This is a genomic window from Streptomyces lincolnensis (genome assembly GCF_021173675.1).
GTDB lineage: Bacteria > Actinomycetota > Actinomycetes > Streptomycetales > Streptomycetaceae > Streptomyces > Streptomyces lincolnensis_B.
The window spans coordinates 449075-465801 of sequence record NZ_JAIHON010000008.1; the positions used below are offsets into that span (position 1 = coordinate 449075).

The 16727-nt window shown below is 72.3% G+C and carries 10 protein-coding genes; 4 read left to right on the forward strand and 6 right to left on the reverse strand.

Annotation, left to right across the window (positions count from 1 at the left end; translation table 11 throughout):
* Positions 1–318: 318 nt before the first annotated feature.
* From K4B79_RS25850 to K4B79_RS25860, 3 genes are all read right to left on the reverse strand, one after another.
* The gene (locus tag K4B79_RS25850) at positions 319–1929 is read right to left on the reverse strand and encodes a sodium/solute symporter (protein WP_232029293.1); all 1611 of its coding nucleotides are present in this window, start codon (positions 1927–1929) and stop codon (positions 319–321) included.
* Positions 1926–2330, reverse strand: coding sequence for a DUF485 domain-containing protein (locus K4B79_RS25855; protein ID WP_232029294.1), 405 nt, complete (start codon positions 2328–2330; stop codon positions 1926–1928). Before K4B79_RS25855 ends, K4B79_RS25850 begins: the two co-directional genes overlap by 4 nt.
* 174 nt (positions 2331–2504) lie before the next feature.
* A complete protein-coding gene (locus K4B79_RS25860; protein WP_232029295.1) occupies positions 2505–4916 on the reverse strand; it encodes a hypothetical protein in 2412 nt (803 codons plus the stop codon).
* A gap of 127 nt (positions 4917–5043) precedes the next feature.
* Here K4B79_RS25860 and K4B79_RS25865 point away from each other — a divergent pair, with 127 nt between their 5' ends.
* The gene (locus tag K4B79_RS25865) at positions 5044–5445 is read left to right on the forward strand and encodes a hypothetical protein (protein ID WP_232029296.1); all 402 of its coding nucleotides are present in this window, start codon (positions 5044–5046) and stop codon (positions 5443–5445) included.
* A gap of 41 nt (positions 5446–5486) precedes the next feature.
* Here the strand turns inward: K4B79_RS25865 and K4B79_RS25870 are convergent, their stop codons facing one another.
* Both K4B79_RS25870 and K4B79_RS25875 read right to left on the reverse strand, forming a co-directional pair.
* A complete protein-coding gene (locus K4B79_RS25870; protein WP_232029297.1) occupies positions 5487–5984 on the reverse strand; it encodes a GNAT family N-acetyltransferase in 498 nt (165 codons plus the stop codon).
* 43 nt (positions 5985–6027) lie between these two features.
* Complete coding sequence (locus tag K4B79_RS25875; RefSeq protein WP_232029298.1) at positions 6028–7527, reverse strand: MFS transporter; 1500 nt, start codon at positions 7525–7527, stop codon at positions 6028–6030.
* A gap of 415 nt (positions 7528–7942) precedes the next feature.
* Here K4B79_RS25875 and K4B79_RS25880 point away from each other — a divergent pair, with 415 nt between their 5' ends.
* Complete coding sequence (locus tag K4B79_RS25880; protein WP_232029299.1) at positions 7943–8731, forward strand: ABC transporter ATP-binding protein; 789 nt, start codon at positions 7943–7945, stop codon at positions 8729–8731.
* Positions 8728–11292, forward strand: a complete 2565-nt coding sequence (locus tag K4B79_RS25885; protein WP_232029300.1) for an ABC transporter permease — start codon at positions 8728–8730, stop codon at positions 11290–11292. Before K4B79_RS25880 ends, K4B79_RS25885 begins: the two co-directional genes overlap by 4 nt.
* Before the next feature lie 96 nt (positions 11293–11388).
* Here the strand turns inward: K4B79_RS25885 and K4B79_RS25890 are convergent, their stop codons facing one another.
* Entirely contained in the window at positions 11389–12831 is a 1443-nt protein-coding gene (locus K4B79_RS25890; RefSeq protein WP_232029301.1) for a DUF2079 domain-containing protein, read from the reverse strand.
* A gap of 316 nt (positions 12832–13147) precedes the next feature.
* On the opposite strand from K4B79_RS25890, the gene mfd reads away from it, so the two are divergent.
* A complete protein-coding gene (mfd, locus tag K4B79_RS25895) occupies positions 13148–16702 on the forward strand; it encodes a transcription-repair coupling factor (RefSeq protein ID WP_232029302.1) in 3555 nt (1184 codons plus the stop codon).
* The last annotated feature ends 25 nt before the right edge of the window (positions 16703–16727 follow it).

Below are 16727 nucleotides of genomic sequence, written 5' to 3' on the forward strand. Positions count from 1 at the left end.
CCCGGTGCCCGGCGGCATGCAGGCCCGCGACCGTGCGGACAGCCTGTAGCCGGTCCGGCCGCGTTGCCTCGCAGGTCGCGGCTGTGGCCGGCCCGGGTGCCGGGCGGCGTAGGCGTGCCTGACCCCAGCCTCGCGCGGTGGCCGGGGGTGTTCAGCGGTGTCGGTCGGCCGCGGGCTGTCCGGGCGGGCGCGGTCCGGATCTCCGCACCGCCCGGCGGGAGGCCACCGGGTGCGGGGTGCCCGGTGCCCGGCGGCATGCAGGCCCGCGACCGTGCGGCGCCCCCGGCGGCACGCAGGCCCTCGACCGCCGTGCCGACGTCAGCTGCCCTTCCGTACCGCCCCCGCCAGGATCCACCCCTCCACCGCCTCGTACTGCTTGCGCTGTTCCTCCGACTCGCGCCGGCCGGAGGCCACCGTGCCCAGCCAACCGAGCAGGAAGCCGGCCGGGACGGAGACGAGGCCGGTGGTGGTGAAGGGGAAGAAGTTGAAGTCGGCGTCGGGGAAGGCCGCAGCGGGGGAGCCGGAGACGAGGTTGGTGCCCGGCATCAGGACGAGGACCACCGCGGAGCCGCCGATGAGCGTGCAGAGCAGGCCCGTTCGGGTGTAGCGGCGCCAGAAGAGGCTGTAGACGAGGGCGGGGGCCAGGGCGGAGGCGCCGAGGCAGAAGGAGAGGGTGACCAGGGGCTGGAGGCTGTGGTGCTGGACCAGGGTGGCCAGGATGATCGCGGGGACCCCGACCGCCAGGGCCGAGAGGCGGGCCAGCAGCATCTCGCGGCGCTCGGACATCTCGTGGACGCGGGCCGCGAAGACGTCGTGGGCGAGGGAGTTGGCGCAGGAGAGGATCATGCCGGCGACGGAGGCGAGCAGGGTCAGGAAGAGCGCCGTGGTGACGGTCGTGAAGAGCAGCGTCTCGGCGGTCGACACGTCCTCGCCGAACGCCGCCCGGGAGCCCAGCAGATAGGCCGTGTTGCCCTGCGGGTCCGCCCCGGCGATGACCTCCCGCCCGATCAACGCCGTCGCGCCGAACCCCACGACGGTGATGACCAGGACGAACAGCGCCACCGACGACACCGCCCAGGACATGGAGCGGCGCACCTGGCGGGCGCTGGAGGCGGTGTACATGCGCATGGTGACGTGCGGCAGACAGGCGCCGCCGAGGACCACGGCCAGCTGCGAGGTGATCATGTCGAGGCGCGGGTGCGGGCCGCCCGCGAACTCCAGGCCCGAGCCGAGGAAGGCGGAGCCCACCCCGCTGTTCTCGGCCGCGGTGTCGAACAGGGCGCCCGGGTTCCAGTCGAACCTGTTCAGGATGAGTACGGCGACGACGGCGCCGGATCCGAGCAGCATCACGATCTTCAGGATCTGGATGAGGGCGGTGCCCTTCATCCCGCCGATCGCCGCGTAACTGATCATCAGCGCGCCCAGCCCGATGATGCAGCCGGTCTTCAGGGAGTCGTCGGAGAAGCCGAGGATGAACGCCAGCAACTGCCCGGTGCCGGCGAGTTGCACCAGCATCAGCGGCAGCAGCGCGGCGAGGGTCACCACGCACGCCGTCATCCGGACCGCGCGGCCGGGCGTCCGCCGGGTCAGCGCGTCGCCCATGGTGAACCGGCCCGCGTTGCGCAGGGGTTCGGCCAGCAGGAACATCAGCAGCATCAGCGACAGGGCCGTGCTGAGGGCGAGGACGACACCGTCGTAGCCGTAGAGCGCGATGACGCCGCCGGTGCCGAGGACGGTCGCGGCGGAGATGTAGTCGCCCGCGATGGCCAGGCCGTTGCGCATCGGGGAGAGGGAGCCGTAGCCGGTGTAGAACTCGTCGAGGTCGTCGCTGTCGGGGCCGGTCATCACGCACAGCAGGAGGGTGACGGTGGCGACCGCGGAGAAGGCGACGAGGGACATCGCCTGCGAGGAGTCGTCGAAGCCGGTCATCGCCGGTCCGCCTCCCCCCGCTTGGCGTTCAGCGCGGACTCCTTGCGGATGCGGTCCGCGAGCGGGTCGACATGACGGCGGGCGGTGTACTCGTAGAGGCCCACCGCCAGCCAGGTGACCGGCAGCTGGACCAGGGCGAGCAGCAGACCGGTGGGCACTGTGTCGGCGACCGTGCCGGTCATGAAGGACGGCGCGAACGCGGACAGGATCAGGAACAGCGTGAAGTAGCCGAGCGCGGTGAGCGTGGCCGTGCGCCGCTGCCAGCGGTAGGCGCTGCGCAGCAGCCGCAGGTCGCTGTGGTGCCCGAGCGCGGTCCGGTGGCGGGGCCGTCGCTCGACGGGCTCGGGCGGGGTGGGCGGCTGCCACGGGTAGGTGGCGTACGGCGGTCGGTCGTAGGACATCCCGGTACTCCTTGGGCGAACGGAGTGACGCACGCTACTCGCAGGTAGGCACGGCCGAGAAGGGTTTCGCCAAACTGATTGGTCGGTATGCGCTTACTTCGCTGACCTGCGGTGTTACCGCCGTTAACTCAGATTTTTCGCCGCCCCGAACCCCTACGCCCGGTGTCCGGGCGCCTACTTCTGGTGCACGAGCGCCACGCTCCCGGGCACCTGCTCACCCCTGTCGACGCCGTCTTCGAGTACCGCGCCGAACGACAGCCGCCGGTCCACCCGGCGCGGTACCGAACGCCCCGCCGTCACCACGAAGTCGACCCCCGCCCGGCCCCCGGCCGTCACGCGCACCCGCGTCCCGGCCTGCGCCCGCACCGACCAACCACCGCCCGGCGGACCGGCCGTCACCGTCACGGTCCGGGCCACGGAGGAGAAGTTGTAGACCTCGACCCGCATCCGCGTCCGGCGGCCCAGGCGGTAGCCGTGCGGGGGCGGCGCGTCCCCGTCCTCCTTGCCGGGGGCCGCGTTCCGGGCGGAGAAGCGCTGGGCGAGCACGATGTGCTCGGCGGCGGAGAGCGGGCGGGGCGCGGGGCCGTCCGACGCCGGTGCGTGGGGTGAGGCACCGCGGGAGACGACGTAGAGCGGGTCGGGGGAGGCGGTCAGGGGGCCGGTCCCGGGCAGGCGGCGGCCCATGATGTCGTACGCCGTCCCCCGCAGCCGTACGCGCACCGGACGGGGTGCCCACACCACCGTGACCAGCTCGCCGCGTCCGGTGTCGAAGACGAACCCGCGTGCCCCGGCGGGCAGTCGGGGAGCCGGTCCGACGAAGTGGGCCGCGCCGAGGAGGGAGGTGAGCGCGGCGAGGGTGCTGTAGGCGGGCAGCGGGGCCCACTTCCGGTCCAGCAGCCCGAACCAGACGCCGTCGTCGTGCAGGGGCGGGCCCGCGAACCAGAACTGGCGGGCGTTGCCCGCGGCCAGCCCTTCCACCATGGAACGCACCACATAGCGGGCCTGTACGGCCTGCTCGGCGGGCGTCAGGTCCTGCCCCGGGCGGGCGGTCTGGAACGCGCCGCACTCCGTCATCCACAGCGGGACGTCCGCGCCGTGTTCGCGGGCGAGGGCGTGCTGTTCGTCCGCCGCGCCCGGGAACTCGGGCTCGCCCGGCCGGGTGGGGTCGGGGTAGCCGTGGAAGGCCCAGGCGTCGGCGTAGCGGACGACGTCGTTGGCGAGCATCAGGTCCTGGAAGGGGCCCCGCTGGGCGAGGCCGGGCAGGACCACGAGCGGCGGCCTGTCCGCGGCGTCCTTGACGCCGAGCGCCGCCGCCTTCACGAACGCGGCGTGCGCGTCGCCGGTGGAGCGGGTGGTGTCGACATCGGGCTCGTTCGACAGCTGGAGCGCCTCGGGGGCGGCCGCGGCCAGCCGGCGGGCGTAGCGGTAGGCGTGCCTGAGGTCCGCCGGGAGCGGCAGGGACGCCTCCGTCATCGCCCACTCGGGCGCGGGCGAGAGTACGTCCAGGACGGCCAGGCCGTGGGCGCGCAGCGTGCGGGTCGCGCGGTCGTGGTGCGCGGTGTCGTACCGGCCCGGCGTCGGCTCCACGGCCGGCCAGGACTGCCCGTCGCGCACCCAGCCCGCCCCCATGTCCCGTACCGCGGCGGCGAATTCGGCCAGCCGGGACGGCGGGACCAGCGAGGACGCCCAGACGTTCACGCCGAAGCGGCTCGCCGCGCCGGTCGGCGCCGGGCGCGCGGGCAGACGCGCGAAGGCACCGGTGACGCCGTCGGCGTCGACGCGGTAGTGGCCCGGCGGGAGGTCCTCGGGCAGGGCGACGGTCGTGCTCGTGGCGCCCTCCGGGATCGTCGTACGGCCGGCGGCGACCTGGTGGCCGACGTGGTCGGTGACCGTGTAGCGCACGGGGTGCGGGCGGCGGGCGTGGCCGTCCAGGGCGAGACGCAGGCGGGCGGGTTCGCCGGCGCGGTGGCGGGCGACGGTGGCCGTGCGCAGGGCCGGGTGGCCGGGGCGGAGACGGAGGGTGAGGTGGTCGAGGGTGAGGACGTAGGCGGTGGTGGTGTCCAGGACCGTCTTCTCGTTGACGCGAAGCGTCAACGTGTTGGGGCCGCCCCGGAGTTCCACCACACCGAGGTCGAGGACGGACAGGTCGCCCCAGGCGGGCGGCGAGTCGTACCAGTGGGGCTGGGCGTGGTCGAGGTCGGTGAACGGGGCGTCGTTCACGGCCAGTCGGAGGTACGAGGCCACGGCCTCGGTGTGCGGGGTCTCGACCGGGGCGGTCGTGACGGCGGTCAGCGCGTACACGCCCGCCTCGGGGGCGCGGACCCGGTAGGTGGCGTACCAGCCGGCCGTCCCCGGTGGCCGCTCGGTCGTCAGCAGGACGAGCAGACGGCCGCCGGAGGCGCGGCGGTCGCGGACCACGGGGATGTTGGTGCGGGCCGCTGCCTCCCCCTGCACGGTGATCGTCCGCACCGGGAGGGTCCCCGCCCGTGCCGAGCCGGTCCCCGCCCGTGCCGGGTCCGGGCCCGTCACCGCCGCCGCCGTCGCTCCGAGGCCCGCCGCCATCGCCGTACGCCTGTCGATGTCCATGACTCCAGCAGACGCGGACCGGGCCGGGGCGGGCGTCCTGCGTGGGGAGGGCGGTGACCCTGGTTTCGTGTCCGGGTCGCTACGATGCGGCGGTCGACCGGGGGACGTTTTTCGGGGGGAAGTGTCGATGTCCGACGTACGTGAGTCCGTGGTGCCCGTGGTGATGCCGGGTCTGGTGCGGGCCGCTCAACTGCTGCTGTTCGCGCTGGGATTCATCGGCCTGGTCATGGTGCTCGCGCTCTCCGGGAGTCTGAGCTCCTATGGACTCGGCGCGCTGGTCGGGGCCTGGCTGCCCGCGTGGATCTGCGCGCTGCTCGCCCTGACCTACGGCGGCGGCGCGCGGGGCGGGGTCCGGATCACGACCATCGTGCTGATGGTGTTCACCGTCGTGCCGTCCGCGAGGCGACTGCTCGGGGCCGGTGAGGCCACGGAGTTCCTGGACGCCGCGCTGCGCGTCGCGCTCGGCGCACCGGTCGTCGTCCTGCTGTTCCTGCGGGAGTCCACGGCCTGGTTCGACCGGGAGCGCTGACGCCGGTCCGGTCGGGACGGGCGCGGTGACCTCGGTCCCGGTCAGGTCGGGCGCGTGTAGCGGACGCCGGGCCGGTCGCCGATGGTGAGCTCGCCGGTGACGGTGAAGCCGTTGCGTTCGAGGACGGTTCGGGACGCCAGGTTGTCGAGAGTCGTGACCGCGGTGAGCGAGACCAGGCCGTACGTCGTCGCGGCCAGCCGGCAGACCTCGGCCACCGCCGCGCTCGCCACGCCCCGGCCCGCCGCCGACTCGCCCACCCGGTAGCCGAGTTCGGCCGTGCCGTCCTCGACGTCGACGAGGTTGACCCGGCCGATCAGCTCGTCCCGGGCGACCTGGTCCTCCCGGTCGTCCTTGATCACGTGGAAGTGGCAGACACCGGCGTCCTGTTCAGCGAGCAGTGCCGCGTGCCGGTCGGCGAACTCGGCGAAGTACGCGTCCCCGCGGTCCGATATCGACTGCCTGAAGTAGGCGCGGTTGGCCCGCTCGAAGGCCAGCACGGCGTCCGCGTGATCGGCCCGCAGCCGTTCCAGTCTCACCATGAGACGCAGGGTAGGCAGCCGTGGCTCCTGGGGCACGCGAATATCACTGCTCCTTGAGCACCGGGAACCGGCGCGGGGCGAGGAACAGCAGGACCAGGAACGCCAGGGCCGCCGCGCAGGACGCGCCCAGGTAGACCGAGTGGACCGCGTCCGCGATGGCCCGCCGGGTCGCCTCGGGGGCGGTGCCCGCGTCCAGGGCGCGGGTGACGGAGTCCAGGTCGCCGACGCCGCCGAGCCGTGCGGCGAGCACCCCGTTGGCGATCGCGCCGAAGACCGCGGCGCCGATGGTCTGGCCGGTCTGGCGGCAGAAAAGGATGGACGCGGTGGCCGTGCCGCGTTCCTCCCAGCCGACCGTGGACTGGACGCCGATGATCAGGGGGAGTTGGAAGAGCCCGAGCGCGGCGCCGAGCAGCAGCATCAGCAGGGTCGGCTGCCAGGCCTGCCCCGGGTACGGCAGGAACGGGAACGCGAACAGGATCAGCGCCGCCGAGCCGATCCCGAGCATCGCCGTGTTGCGGAAGCCGATGCGCCGGTAGACGTGCTGGCTCAGCGCCGCCGACACCGGCCAGCTCAGCGTCCACACCGACAGCACGAACCCGGCGGCCACCGGGGCCAGTCCCAGCACCGACTGGGCGTACGTCGGCAGGAAGACCGCCGGCGCCACCATCAGCAGGCCCAGCGCGCCCAGGGCCAGGTTCACCGCGGCGATGGTGCGGCGGCGCCACACCCACCCGGGGATGATCGGCTCGGCCGCCCGGCGCTCCACCAGCACCACGACACCGACCAGCGCGAGCCCGGTGCCGAACAGGGCGAGCGAGGGGGCCGACAGCCAGGGCCACGCCACCCCGCCCTGCACCAGCGCGGTGAGCAGCACCCCGCCGCACGCGAACACCGCCAGCGCGCCCGCCCAGTCGACCCGCGCGCGCGTGCCCCGCGTTCCCCGGTCGGGCTCGTGCAGGAACCGGACGATCAGCCACAGCGCGACCGCCCCGATCGGCAGGTTGACCAGGAAGATCCACCGCCAGTCCGCGTACGTCGCCAGCACCCCGCCCACACCCGGCCCCGCGACCGCCGACACCGCCCACACCGTGGACAGCTTGGCCTGGATCTTCGGGCGCTCCTTCAACGGGTACAGGTCGGCGGCGAGCGTCTGCACCGTCCCCTGCAGTGCCCCGCCGCCCAGCCCCTGCACGATCCGGAACGCGATCAGCGCCCCCATGTTCCAGGCCACCGCGCAGAGCAGCGACCCGAGCAGGAACAGGACCGCGCCCACCACCAGCACCGGCTTGCGCCCGAAGGTGTCGGAGAGCTTGCCGTAGACGGGCAGGGTGACGGTCACGGCCAGCAGATAGCCGGAGAACAGCCAGGAGAAGACCGAGAACCCGCCGAGGTCGCCCACGATCTGCGGTACGGCCGTGGAGACGATGGTGGAGTCGAGCGCGGCCAGCGCCATCGCGAGCATCAGGGCCGCCACGACGGCCCCCCGCCGGTCGGGTGCGGTGCGCGCCGCTTCCGCGCGCAGCACGGGTCTGGTGTCGTCCACCGGATTCCTTTCCCCCTGCACCTATCTGCCGCGCACCACCATCTCACTTGAGCCTCACGTCACGGCAGGGTGCAGCCTGACTGGACCGGTGGGTGGAGCGGACCCCGAGGACGCCTCCACCCACCGGTGGAGGGCCCCTAGGGGTACCTCCGTACTACGGCTCGGGGAGGGTTCGTACCGCCGGAGGACGAGAGGGGACCGGTCCGCTCCTTAATCTGGCTTTACGCCGCTGGGGAGCGGTCGGGGGGTGGTTGACCGAACCGGCCGGGGTGGGGTTTTCCCCAGCAGAAGACTGCGCTGGGCACCAGCGCGCCGGGGACCCTCCCGGGACCAGACTGAACGCCGTACCCAAGCACGCAGCACCTACCGAGCGGGCCTCGGCGACTCACCTGCTGACCGACATAGGAGAAATACCGTGACATCGGCTGTAACCATCACCAGGCACGGGGGCACTGGAGGGCGTACGGCCGTTGCCGCGCGGGCGCGGCAGGTCGTCAAGGCGTACGGGTCCGGGGAGACCCGTGTCGTCGCCCTCGACCACGTCGACGTGGACATCGCCCGCGGACAGTTCACCGCGATCATGGGCCCCTCGGGGTCCGGCAAGTCCACCCTGATGCACTGCCTCGCCGGGCTCGACACCGTCACCTCCGGGCAGATCTACCTGGACGACACCGAGATCACCGGCCTGAAGGACAAGAAGCTCACGCAGCTGCGCCGGGACCGGATCGGCTTCATCTTCCAGGCGTTCAACCTGCTGCCGACGCTGAACGCGCTGGAGAACATCACCCTGCCCATGGACATCGCCGGCCGGAAGCCCGACCGGGCCTGGCTGGGCCGGGTCGTGGACACCGTGGGGCTCAGCGACCGGCTCAAGCACCGGCCCACCCAGCTCTCCGGCGGTCAGCAGCAGCGCGTCGCCGTGGCCCGCGCCCTGGCCGCCCGCCCCGAGATCATCTTCGGCGACGAGCCGACCGGCAACCTCGACTCCCGTGCCGGCGCGGAGGTGCTGGGCTTCCTGCGCCGCTCGGTGGACGAGCTGGGCCAGACCATCGTGATGGTCACCCACGACCCGGTCGCCGCCTCCTACGCGGACCGTGTGCTGTACCTCGCCGACGGCCGGATCGTCGACGAGATGTACAAGCCGACCGCCGAGGCCGTCCTGGACCGCATGAAGGACTTCGACGCCCGGGGGCGCACGTCATGACCGTCCTGAAGACCTCGATGCGCAACTTCTTCGCGCACAAGGGACGCATGGCCCTGTCGGCCATCGCGGTCATGCTGTCGGTGGCCTTCGTCTGCGGCACGCTCGTCTTCACCGACACCATGAACACGACGTTCGACAAGCTCTTCGCGTCGACCGCCTCCGACGTCACCGTCTCCCCGAAGGGCGCCAAGAGCGACGACACCCCGCAGAACGGCAAGCCCGCGTCGGTGCCCGCCTCCCTGCTGCCGCAGGTGGAGAAGGCCAAGGATGTCAAGTCCGCCGAGGGCGCGGTCAGTTCGATGAACGTGACCGTCGTCGACAGCGACAACAAGAACATGGGCTCCGACAGCGGCGCCCCGACCATCGCGGGCAACTGGACCAGCAGCGACGCCCGCACGATGGACATCACCTCCGGGCACGCCCCGCGCGGCCCCACCGAGGTGATGGTCGACGCCGACACCGCCGACAAGCACGATCTCAAGCTCGGCGACGAACTGCGCACCATCTCCGTCGCCGGTGACTTCAAGGCCCGGATCAGCGGCATAGCCGCCTTCAAGGTGACCAACCCCGGCGCGGCCGTCGTCTACTTCGACACCGCCACCGCCCAGCGCGAACTGCTCGGCGCCACCGGCCGGTTCACCCAGATCTACGTCACCGCCGCGAACGGCGCCACCGACGCGCAGCTCAAGCAGAACGTCACCGACGCCCTCGGCGGCACCGTCAAGATCCAGACGGCCAAGGAGAACGCCGACGAGAACCGTCAGGGCATCGACCAGTTCATGAACGTCATCAAGTACGCCATGCTCGGCTTCGCCGGGATCGCGTTCCTGGTCGGCATCTTCCTGATCATCAACACCTTCTCGATGCTGGTCGCCCAGCGCACCCGCGAGATCGGCCTGATGCGGGCGATCGGCTCCTCCCGCAAGCAGGTCAACCGGTCCGTGCTGGTCGAGGCGCTGCTCCTCGGAGTCGTCGGGTCCATCCTCGGCGTCGGCGCCGGAGTCGGTATCGCGATCGGCCTGATGAAGCTGATGTCGGCGGCCGGCATGAACCTCTCCACCGACGACCTCACCGTGACGGCGACGACTCCGATCGCCGGACTCGTGCTCGGTGTCGTGGTCACCGTCCTCGCCGCCTATCTGCCCGCCCGCCGGGCCGGCAAGGTCTCCCCGATGGCCGCGCTGCGCGACGCCGGCACCCCGGCCGACGGCAGGGCCGGCCTGGTGCGCGGTCTGATCGGGCTCGTCCTGACCGGCGCGGGCACCTTCGCCCTCTACACGGCCGCCAACGCGGACAAGGCGAAGGAGGGCTCGCTGCTGCTGGGCGGCGGAGTCGTGCTGACCCTCATCGGGTTCGTCGTCATCGGCCCGCTGCTGGCCGGCGGTGTCGTCCGGGCGATCAGCGCGGTGCTGCTGCGGGGCTTCGGACCCGTCGGCCGCCTGGCCGAGCGCAACGCCCTGCGCAACCCGCGCCGCACCGGCGCCACCGGTGCGGCCCTGATGATCGGCCTGGCCCTGGTGGCCTGTCTGTCGGTGGTCGGCTCCTCGATGGTCGCCTCGGCCACCAGCGAGCTCGACAAGTCCGTCGGCGCCGACTTCATCGTCCAGGGCAACCAGCGGATCGTGCCCCAGGCCGAGCGGGCCATGGAGCGCAGCCCCGGCCTCGCCCACGTCACCAGCTACAAGGAGCTGGAGGCCACCCTCACCTCGCCCGACGGCAAGAAGGACACCGAGGGCGTCACCGCCGCCGACCCGTCGTACGCCCAGGACCTGCGCCGCCCCACCACGGCGGGCACCCTCTCGGCCGCCTACGGCAAGGACTCCATGTCGGTCGGCTCCGACTACGCCAAGGCCCACGGCGTGCGGGTCGGCGACACCATCACGGTCGCCTTCAAGGGCGGCGGGACGGCGAAGCTCAAGGTCGCCGCCATCACCGACGACAGCGGGGCACTCGACAAGGGCTCGCGCTACCTCAGCATCGAGACCATGCGGAAGTACGTCCCGGCCGACGAGGTCCCGCCCAACTCGATCATGTTCGCCAAGGCCAAGGACGGCCAGGAGGAGCAGGCCTACGCCGCCCTGAAGAAGTCCCTGGACACCTACCCGCAGTACCAGGTCCGCGACCAGACCGACTACAAGCAGGAACTGAAGGACCAGGTCGGGCAGTTGCTGAACATGGTCTACGGCCTGCTGGCCCTCGCGATCATCGTCGCCGTGCTCGGTGTGGTGAACACCCTGGCGCTGTCGGTGGTCGAGCGGACCCGGGAGATCGGCCTGATGCGGGCGATCGGCCTCTCGCGGCGCCAGCTGCGGCGGATGATCCGCATGGAGTCGGTGGTCATCGCCCTCTTCGGCGCCCTGCTCGGCCTCGGCCTGGGCATGGGCTGGGGCACCACCGCGCAGAAGCTGCTCGCGCTGGAGGGCCTCGGCGTCCTGGAGATCCCCTGGCCGACCATCATCGGCGTGTTCGTCGGCTCCGCGTTCGTGGGCCTGTTCGCCGCCCTCGTCCCGGCGTTCCGGGCGGGCCGGATGAACGTCCTGAACGCGATCGCCACCGAGTAGCCATCCCGCACGGGGGAGCGCCCGGCGCCGAGAAGTCACGGGGGACTTCTCGGCGCCGGGGCATGTCCGTGTTCGTCGCTGTGTCCCGGGCTGCGTTCAGGGCCGCGTGCGCTTCATCAGCACGTACCCCTCGGAGGCGCCCGCCACGACGTACGTCGCCCGCGGATGCAGCTGCCGCGCGTACTCCGCCACGTCGTCCACCCACTTGGTGGAGTTGTCGATGGCGATGAAGTCCGGGGCGATCCCGCGCGTGTCGCCGATCCAGAACACCCGGCACCGCGAGGTCAGCCGGCTGATCGGCCCGATGTTCGCCTCCACGCTCGCGCCGTCCGGGATCCGGTCCAGCAGCCGCTCCACGGCCCTCACCTCGGCCGGCTTGCGGTAGAGGTCCGCCTCGGTCAGCGCGGACAGCGGCAGCGAGGTGGTCAGCGCCAGCGCCGCCGCGACGACGGCGGCCGGCAGATGGGAGGCGTACGACCGCACGCGGGCGCTCGGGCTGTGCCGCGCGGTGGACAGCGCGTCGGCCAGCGCGAGGACGACCACCGGCATGAGGACCGCGCTGTAGTGCCAGTCCGTGCCCCAGTAGTGCGGGTCGCCGGAGAGGAACCGCCAGCCGAGCGTCGGCAGCGCGACCAGCAGGAGCGGCGAGCGCAGCGCGAACAGGCCGCTGGTGGGGATCAGCAGCCAGGCGAGCGTCCGCAGCTTGGTGCCGAGGCCGTCCCAGGGCCCGCCCGCCTCGCCCACCTTGTCCCAGTAGTCGTACGCCCCCGTGGTGTTGAACGCCGGGATCACGACCGTGAGCGTCAGCGCGGTCGCGACCGCCCCGAAGAGGGCCACCGCCAGGGCGTACGGCACCGTCCGCGGCGCCGCGCCCCGGGCCCGCAGCGCGACCACCACCCCGATCGCCGCCACCGTCAGTCCCAGGTCCTCCTTCACCAGGACCAGCGGCAGCGCCCAGCACAGCGCGTGCCGCCACCGCCGCGCGAGCACCGCCTCCAACGAGAACGCGATCAGCGGTACGGCGAAGCAGATCTCGTGGAAGTCGAAGTCGACCGCCCGCTGCACTCCCCACGACAGCCCGTACGCCGCCCCGAGCGCCAGCCCCCGCCGCCGCCCCAGCAGCCCCGCCGCCGCCCGCGTCACCGGCACCGCCGACAGCGCGAACAACGCCGCCTGCGCCACCAGCAGCGTCACCGGCGAGGGGAAGAGCCGGTACAGCGGCGCCAGCAACGCCGTCACCGGGCTGAAGTGGTCCCCCAGGACGTCGAACCCCGGCCCCTTCAGATCGACCACCGGCGCCCGGAGATGCGCGTACGCCCGCACCGCCTGCTCGAAGATCCCCAGATCCCACGACCGCGAGGCCATGTGCCGGTACCGCCCCACGGACACCGCCGCGTAGGCGAGGAACAGGGCCCCCGCGAGCACCCAGGGATCCCGTCGGGGGGCCAGGGGACGCCGGTCACGCGGGGGAGGCGCGACCGGCGCGGGTATGTGGGGGCGGGCCGCGGTCTCGGTCGCGGGAAGGGAGGGGGCGTGCATGTGCGGGCCTCATGGGTCGGGGCGGGCTCGGGGCGTGCACCAAGGGTGGTCTGCGGAGATCAGGAGGGGGCGACCGGGGGTGGGAGGTGTTGTGGGGGAGATGTGTGGTACTGCGGCTATTTCGTCTGGCCGGGGCGCTCCCAGCCCGTCCGGCGTTTGAGGACGAGGCCCCTTAAGGCCGAAGCGGGGGTCTGGGGGCGGCAGCCCCCAGGGACAGCCACCTCGACGTCGGCGTCGTCGTACGCTGGAGATACCCCCGGCCCGCCGCGCGCGTCGGGCGATTCGCGTTGCCCACCCCGACGAAAGCCGCCCCAGAATGAGCCTGCACGGTCTGCTCGACGCCGTCGTCAAGGACACCGCCCTCGCGGAAGCGATCAGGGCGGCCGCAGACGGCAACCGCATGCACGTCGACCTGGTGGGCCCGCCCGCGGCCCGCCCCTTCGCGGTCGCCGCCCTGGCCCGCGAGGCCGGCCGCCCGGTCCTGGCGGTGACCGCGACGGGCCGCGAGGCCGAGGACCTGGCCGCGGCCCTGCGCTCGCTCCTGCCCCCGGAGGGCGTGGTCGAGTACCCCTCCTGGGAGACCCTCCCGCACGAGCGCCTCAGCCCCCGCAGCGACACCGTCGGCCGCCGCCTCGCCGTCCTGCGCCGCCTGGCCCACCCCCGCCCCGACGACCCCGAGACGGGCCCGGTCTCCGTCGTCGTCGCCCCCGTCCGCTCGGTGCTCCAGCCGCAGGTCAAGGGCCTGGGCGACCTGGAGCCCGTGGCCCTGAGGAGCGGACAGACCGCGGATCTGAACGAGGTCGTGGAGGCCCTCGCCGCCGCCGCGTACGCGCGCGTGGAGCTCGTCGAGAAGCGCGGCGAGTTCGCCGTACGAGGAGGCATCCTCGACGTCTTCCCGCCCACCGAGGAACACCCCCTGCGGGTGGAGTTCTGGGGCGACGACGTGGAGGAGATCCGCTACTTCAAGGTCGCCGACCAGCGTTCCCTGGAGGTCGCCGAGCACGGCCTGTGGGCGCCGCCCTGCCGCGAGCTGCTGCTGACGGACGACGTCCGGGCACGCGCGCGTGCCCTCGCCGAACAGCACCCGGAGCTCGGCGAGCTGCTGGGCAAGATCGCCGAGGGGATCGCCGTAGAAGGAATGGAGTCCCTGGCGCCGGTCCTGGTCGACGACATGGAGCTGCTGATCGACGTCCTGCCCAAGGGCTCCATGGCCGTCGTCTGCGATCCGGAGCGGGTGCGCACGCGTGCCTCCGACCTCGTGGCCACCAGTCAGGAGTTCCTCCAGGCGTCCTGGGCGGCCACCGCGGGCGGCGGCGAGGCGCCGATCGACGTCGGCGCGGCCTCCCTGTGGTCCATCGCGGACGTCCGGGACCGGGCGCGCGAGCTGGACATGATGTGGTGGTCGGTGTCCCCGTTCGCGGCGGACGAGGAGCTGACGGAGACATTTGCCGCTGACGCGGCGGGGGACACCCTGAAGCTGGGGATGCACGCGCCCGAGACCTACCGCGGCGACACCGCCAGGGCGCTCGCCGACACCAAGGGCTGGCTCGCCGACGGCTGGCGCGCGGTCTACGTCACCGAGGCCCACGGCCCGGCCGCCCGTACCGTCGAGGTGCTCGGCGGCGAGGGCATCGCGGCCCGCCAGGACGCGGAACTCGGGGAGATCTCCCCCTCGGTCGTGCACGTGGCGTGCGGCTCGATCGAGTACGGCTTCGTCGACCCGGCCCTGAGACTCGCGGTCCTCACGGAGACCGACCTGACCGGGCAGAAGGCGGCCGGCAAGGACGGCGCCCGGATGCCCGCCCGCCGCCGCAAGACCATCGACCCGCTCACCCTGGAGGCGGGCGACTACATCGTCCACGAGCAGCACGGCGTGGGCCGCTACATCGAGATGGTGCAGCGGACCGTGCAGGGCGCGACCCGCGAGTACCTGGTCGTCGAGTACGCCCCCGCCAAGCGCGGCCAGCCCGGCGATCGCCTCTACATCCCCACCGACCAGCTGGAGCAGATCACCAAGTACGTCGGCGGCGAGGCTCCCACCCTGCACCGCCTCGGCGGCGCCGACTGGACCAAGACCAAGGCCCGCGCCAAGAAGGCCGTCAAGGAGATCGCCGCCGACCTGATCAAGCTGTACAGCGCGCGGATGGCGGCGCCCGGCCATGCCTTCGGCTCCGACACGCCCTGGCAGCGCGAGCTGGAGGACGCCTTCCCCTACGCGGAGACGCCCGACCAGCTCACCACGATCGCCGAGGTCAAGGAGGACATGGAGAAGTCGGTCCCGATGGACCGCCTGATCTGCGGCGACGTCGGCTACGGCAAGACGGAGATCGCGGTCCGGGCCGCCTTCAAGGCGGTTCAGGACGGCAAGCAGGTGGCGGTGCTGGTGCCGACCACCCTGCTGGTGCAGCAGCACTTCGGGACGTTCTCCGAGCGCTACTCGCAGTTCCCGGTCAGCGTGAAGGCCCTGTCCCGCTTCCAGACCGACACCGAGGCCAAGGCGACCCTGGAGGGCCTGCGCGAGGGCTCGGTCGACATCGTGATCGGCACCCACCGGCTGTTCTCGTCCGAGACCAAGTTCAAGGACCTCGGCCTGGTCATCGTCGACGAGGAGCAGCGCTTCGGCGTCGAGCACAAGGAGCAGCTGAAGAAGCTCCGCGCCAACGTCGACGTCCTGACCATGTCCGCCACCCCGATCCCGCGCACCCTGGAGATGGCGGTCACCGGCATCCGCGAGATGTCGACGATCACCACACCCCCGGAGGAGCGCCACCCGGTGCTCACCTTCGTCGGGCCCTACGAGGAGCGGCAGATCGGCGCGGCCGTCCGCCGTGAACTGCTGCGCGAGGGCCAGGTCTTCTACATCCACAACCGCGTCGAGTCGATCGACAGGGCGGCGGCCAGGCTGCGGGAGATCGTCCCCGAGGCGCGCATCGCGACGGCCCACGGCCAGATGTCGGAACAGTCCCTGGAGCAGGTCGTCGTCGACTTCTGGGAGAAGAAGTTCGACGTGCTCGTCTCCACCACGATCGTCGAGTCCGGCATCGACATCTCCAACGCCAACACCCTGATCGTGGAGCGCGGCGACAACTTCGGCCTCTCCCAGCTGCACCAGCTGCGCGGCCGGGTCGGCCGTGGCCGCGAGCGCGGCTACGCCTACTTCCTGTACCCGCCGGAGAAGCCGCTCACGGAGACCGCCCACGAGCGCCTGGCCACCATCGCCCAGCACACCGAGATGGGCGCGGGCATGTACGTGGCGATGAAGGACCTGGAGATCCGGGGCGCCGGCAACCTCCTCGGCGGCGAGCAGTCCGGCCACATCGCGGGCGTCGGCTTCGACCTGTACGTCCGTATGGTCGGCGAGGCCGTCGCGGACTACCGGGCCTCCCTGGAGGGCGGGGTGGAGGAGGAACCGCCGCTGGAGGTCAAGATCGAGCTCCCGGTCGACGCGCACGTCCCGCACGACTACGCGCCCGGCGAGCGGCTCAGGCTCCAGGCCTACCGGGCCATCGCCTCGGTGAACACCGAGGACGACGTCAAGGCCGTCCGCGAGGAACTCGTCGACCGCTACGGCAAGTTGCCCGAACCGGTCGAGAACCTGCTCCTCGTGGCCGGCCTGCGCATGCTCGCGCGCGCGTGCGGTGTCGGCGAGATCGTGCTGCAGGGCAACAACATCCGCTTCGCGCCGGTGGAGTTGCGCGAGTCCCAGGAACTCAGGGTCAAGCGCCTGTACCCGGGGACCGTCATCAAGCCGGCCGTCCACCAGCTCCTCGTCCCGCGTCCCAAGACCGCGAAGGTAGGCGGGAAGCCGTTGGTGGGGCGGGAACTGCTCGGCTGGGTCGGGGAGTTCCTGGCGTCGATCCTGGGGTCGTAGGCCTCATGCATGGTGTGAAGCCGCC

Bases quoted from the DNA above. Each gene is read 5' to 3' on its own strand.
- mfd (WP_232029302.1), top strand. From the start codon at position 13,148: ATGAGCCTGCACGGTCTGCTCGACGCCGTCGTCAAGGACACCGCCCTC.
- K4B79_RS25865 (WP_232029296.1), top strand. From the start codon at position 5,044: ATGTCCGACGTACGTGAGTCCGTGGTGCCCGTGGTGATGCCGGGTCTG.
- K4B79_RS25855 (WP_232029294.1), bottom strand. From the start codon at position 2,330: ATGTCCTACGACCGACCGCCGTACGCCACCTACCCGTGGCAGCCGCCC.
- K4B79_RS25870 (WP_232029297.1), bottom strand. From the start codon at position 5,984: ATGGTGAGACTGGAACGGCTGCGGGCCGATCACGCGGACGCCGTGCTG.
- K4B79_RS25890 (WP_232029301.1), bottom strand. From the start codon at position 12,831: ATGCACGCCCCCTCCCTTCCCGCGACCGAGACCGCGGCCCGCCCCCAC.
- K4B79_RS25885 (WP_232029300.1), top strand. From the start codon at position 8,728: ATGACCGTCCTGAAGACCTCGATGCGCAACTTCTTCGCGCACAAGGGA.
- K4B79_RS25850 (WP_232029293.1), bottom strand. From the start codon at position 1,929: ATGACCGGCTTCGACGACTCCTCGCAGGCGATGTCCCTCGTCGCCTTC.
- K4B79_RS25860 (WP_232029295.1), bottom strand. From the start codon at position 4,916: ATGGACATCGACAGGCGTACGGCGATGGCGGCGGGCCTCGGAGCGACG.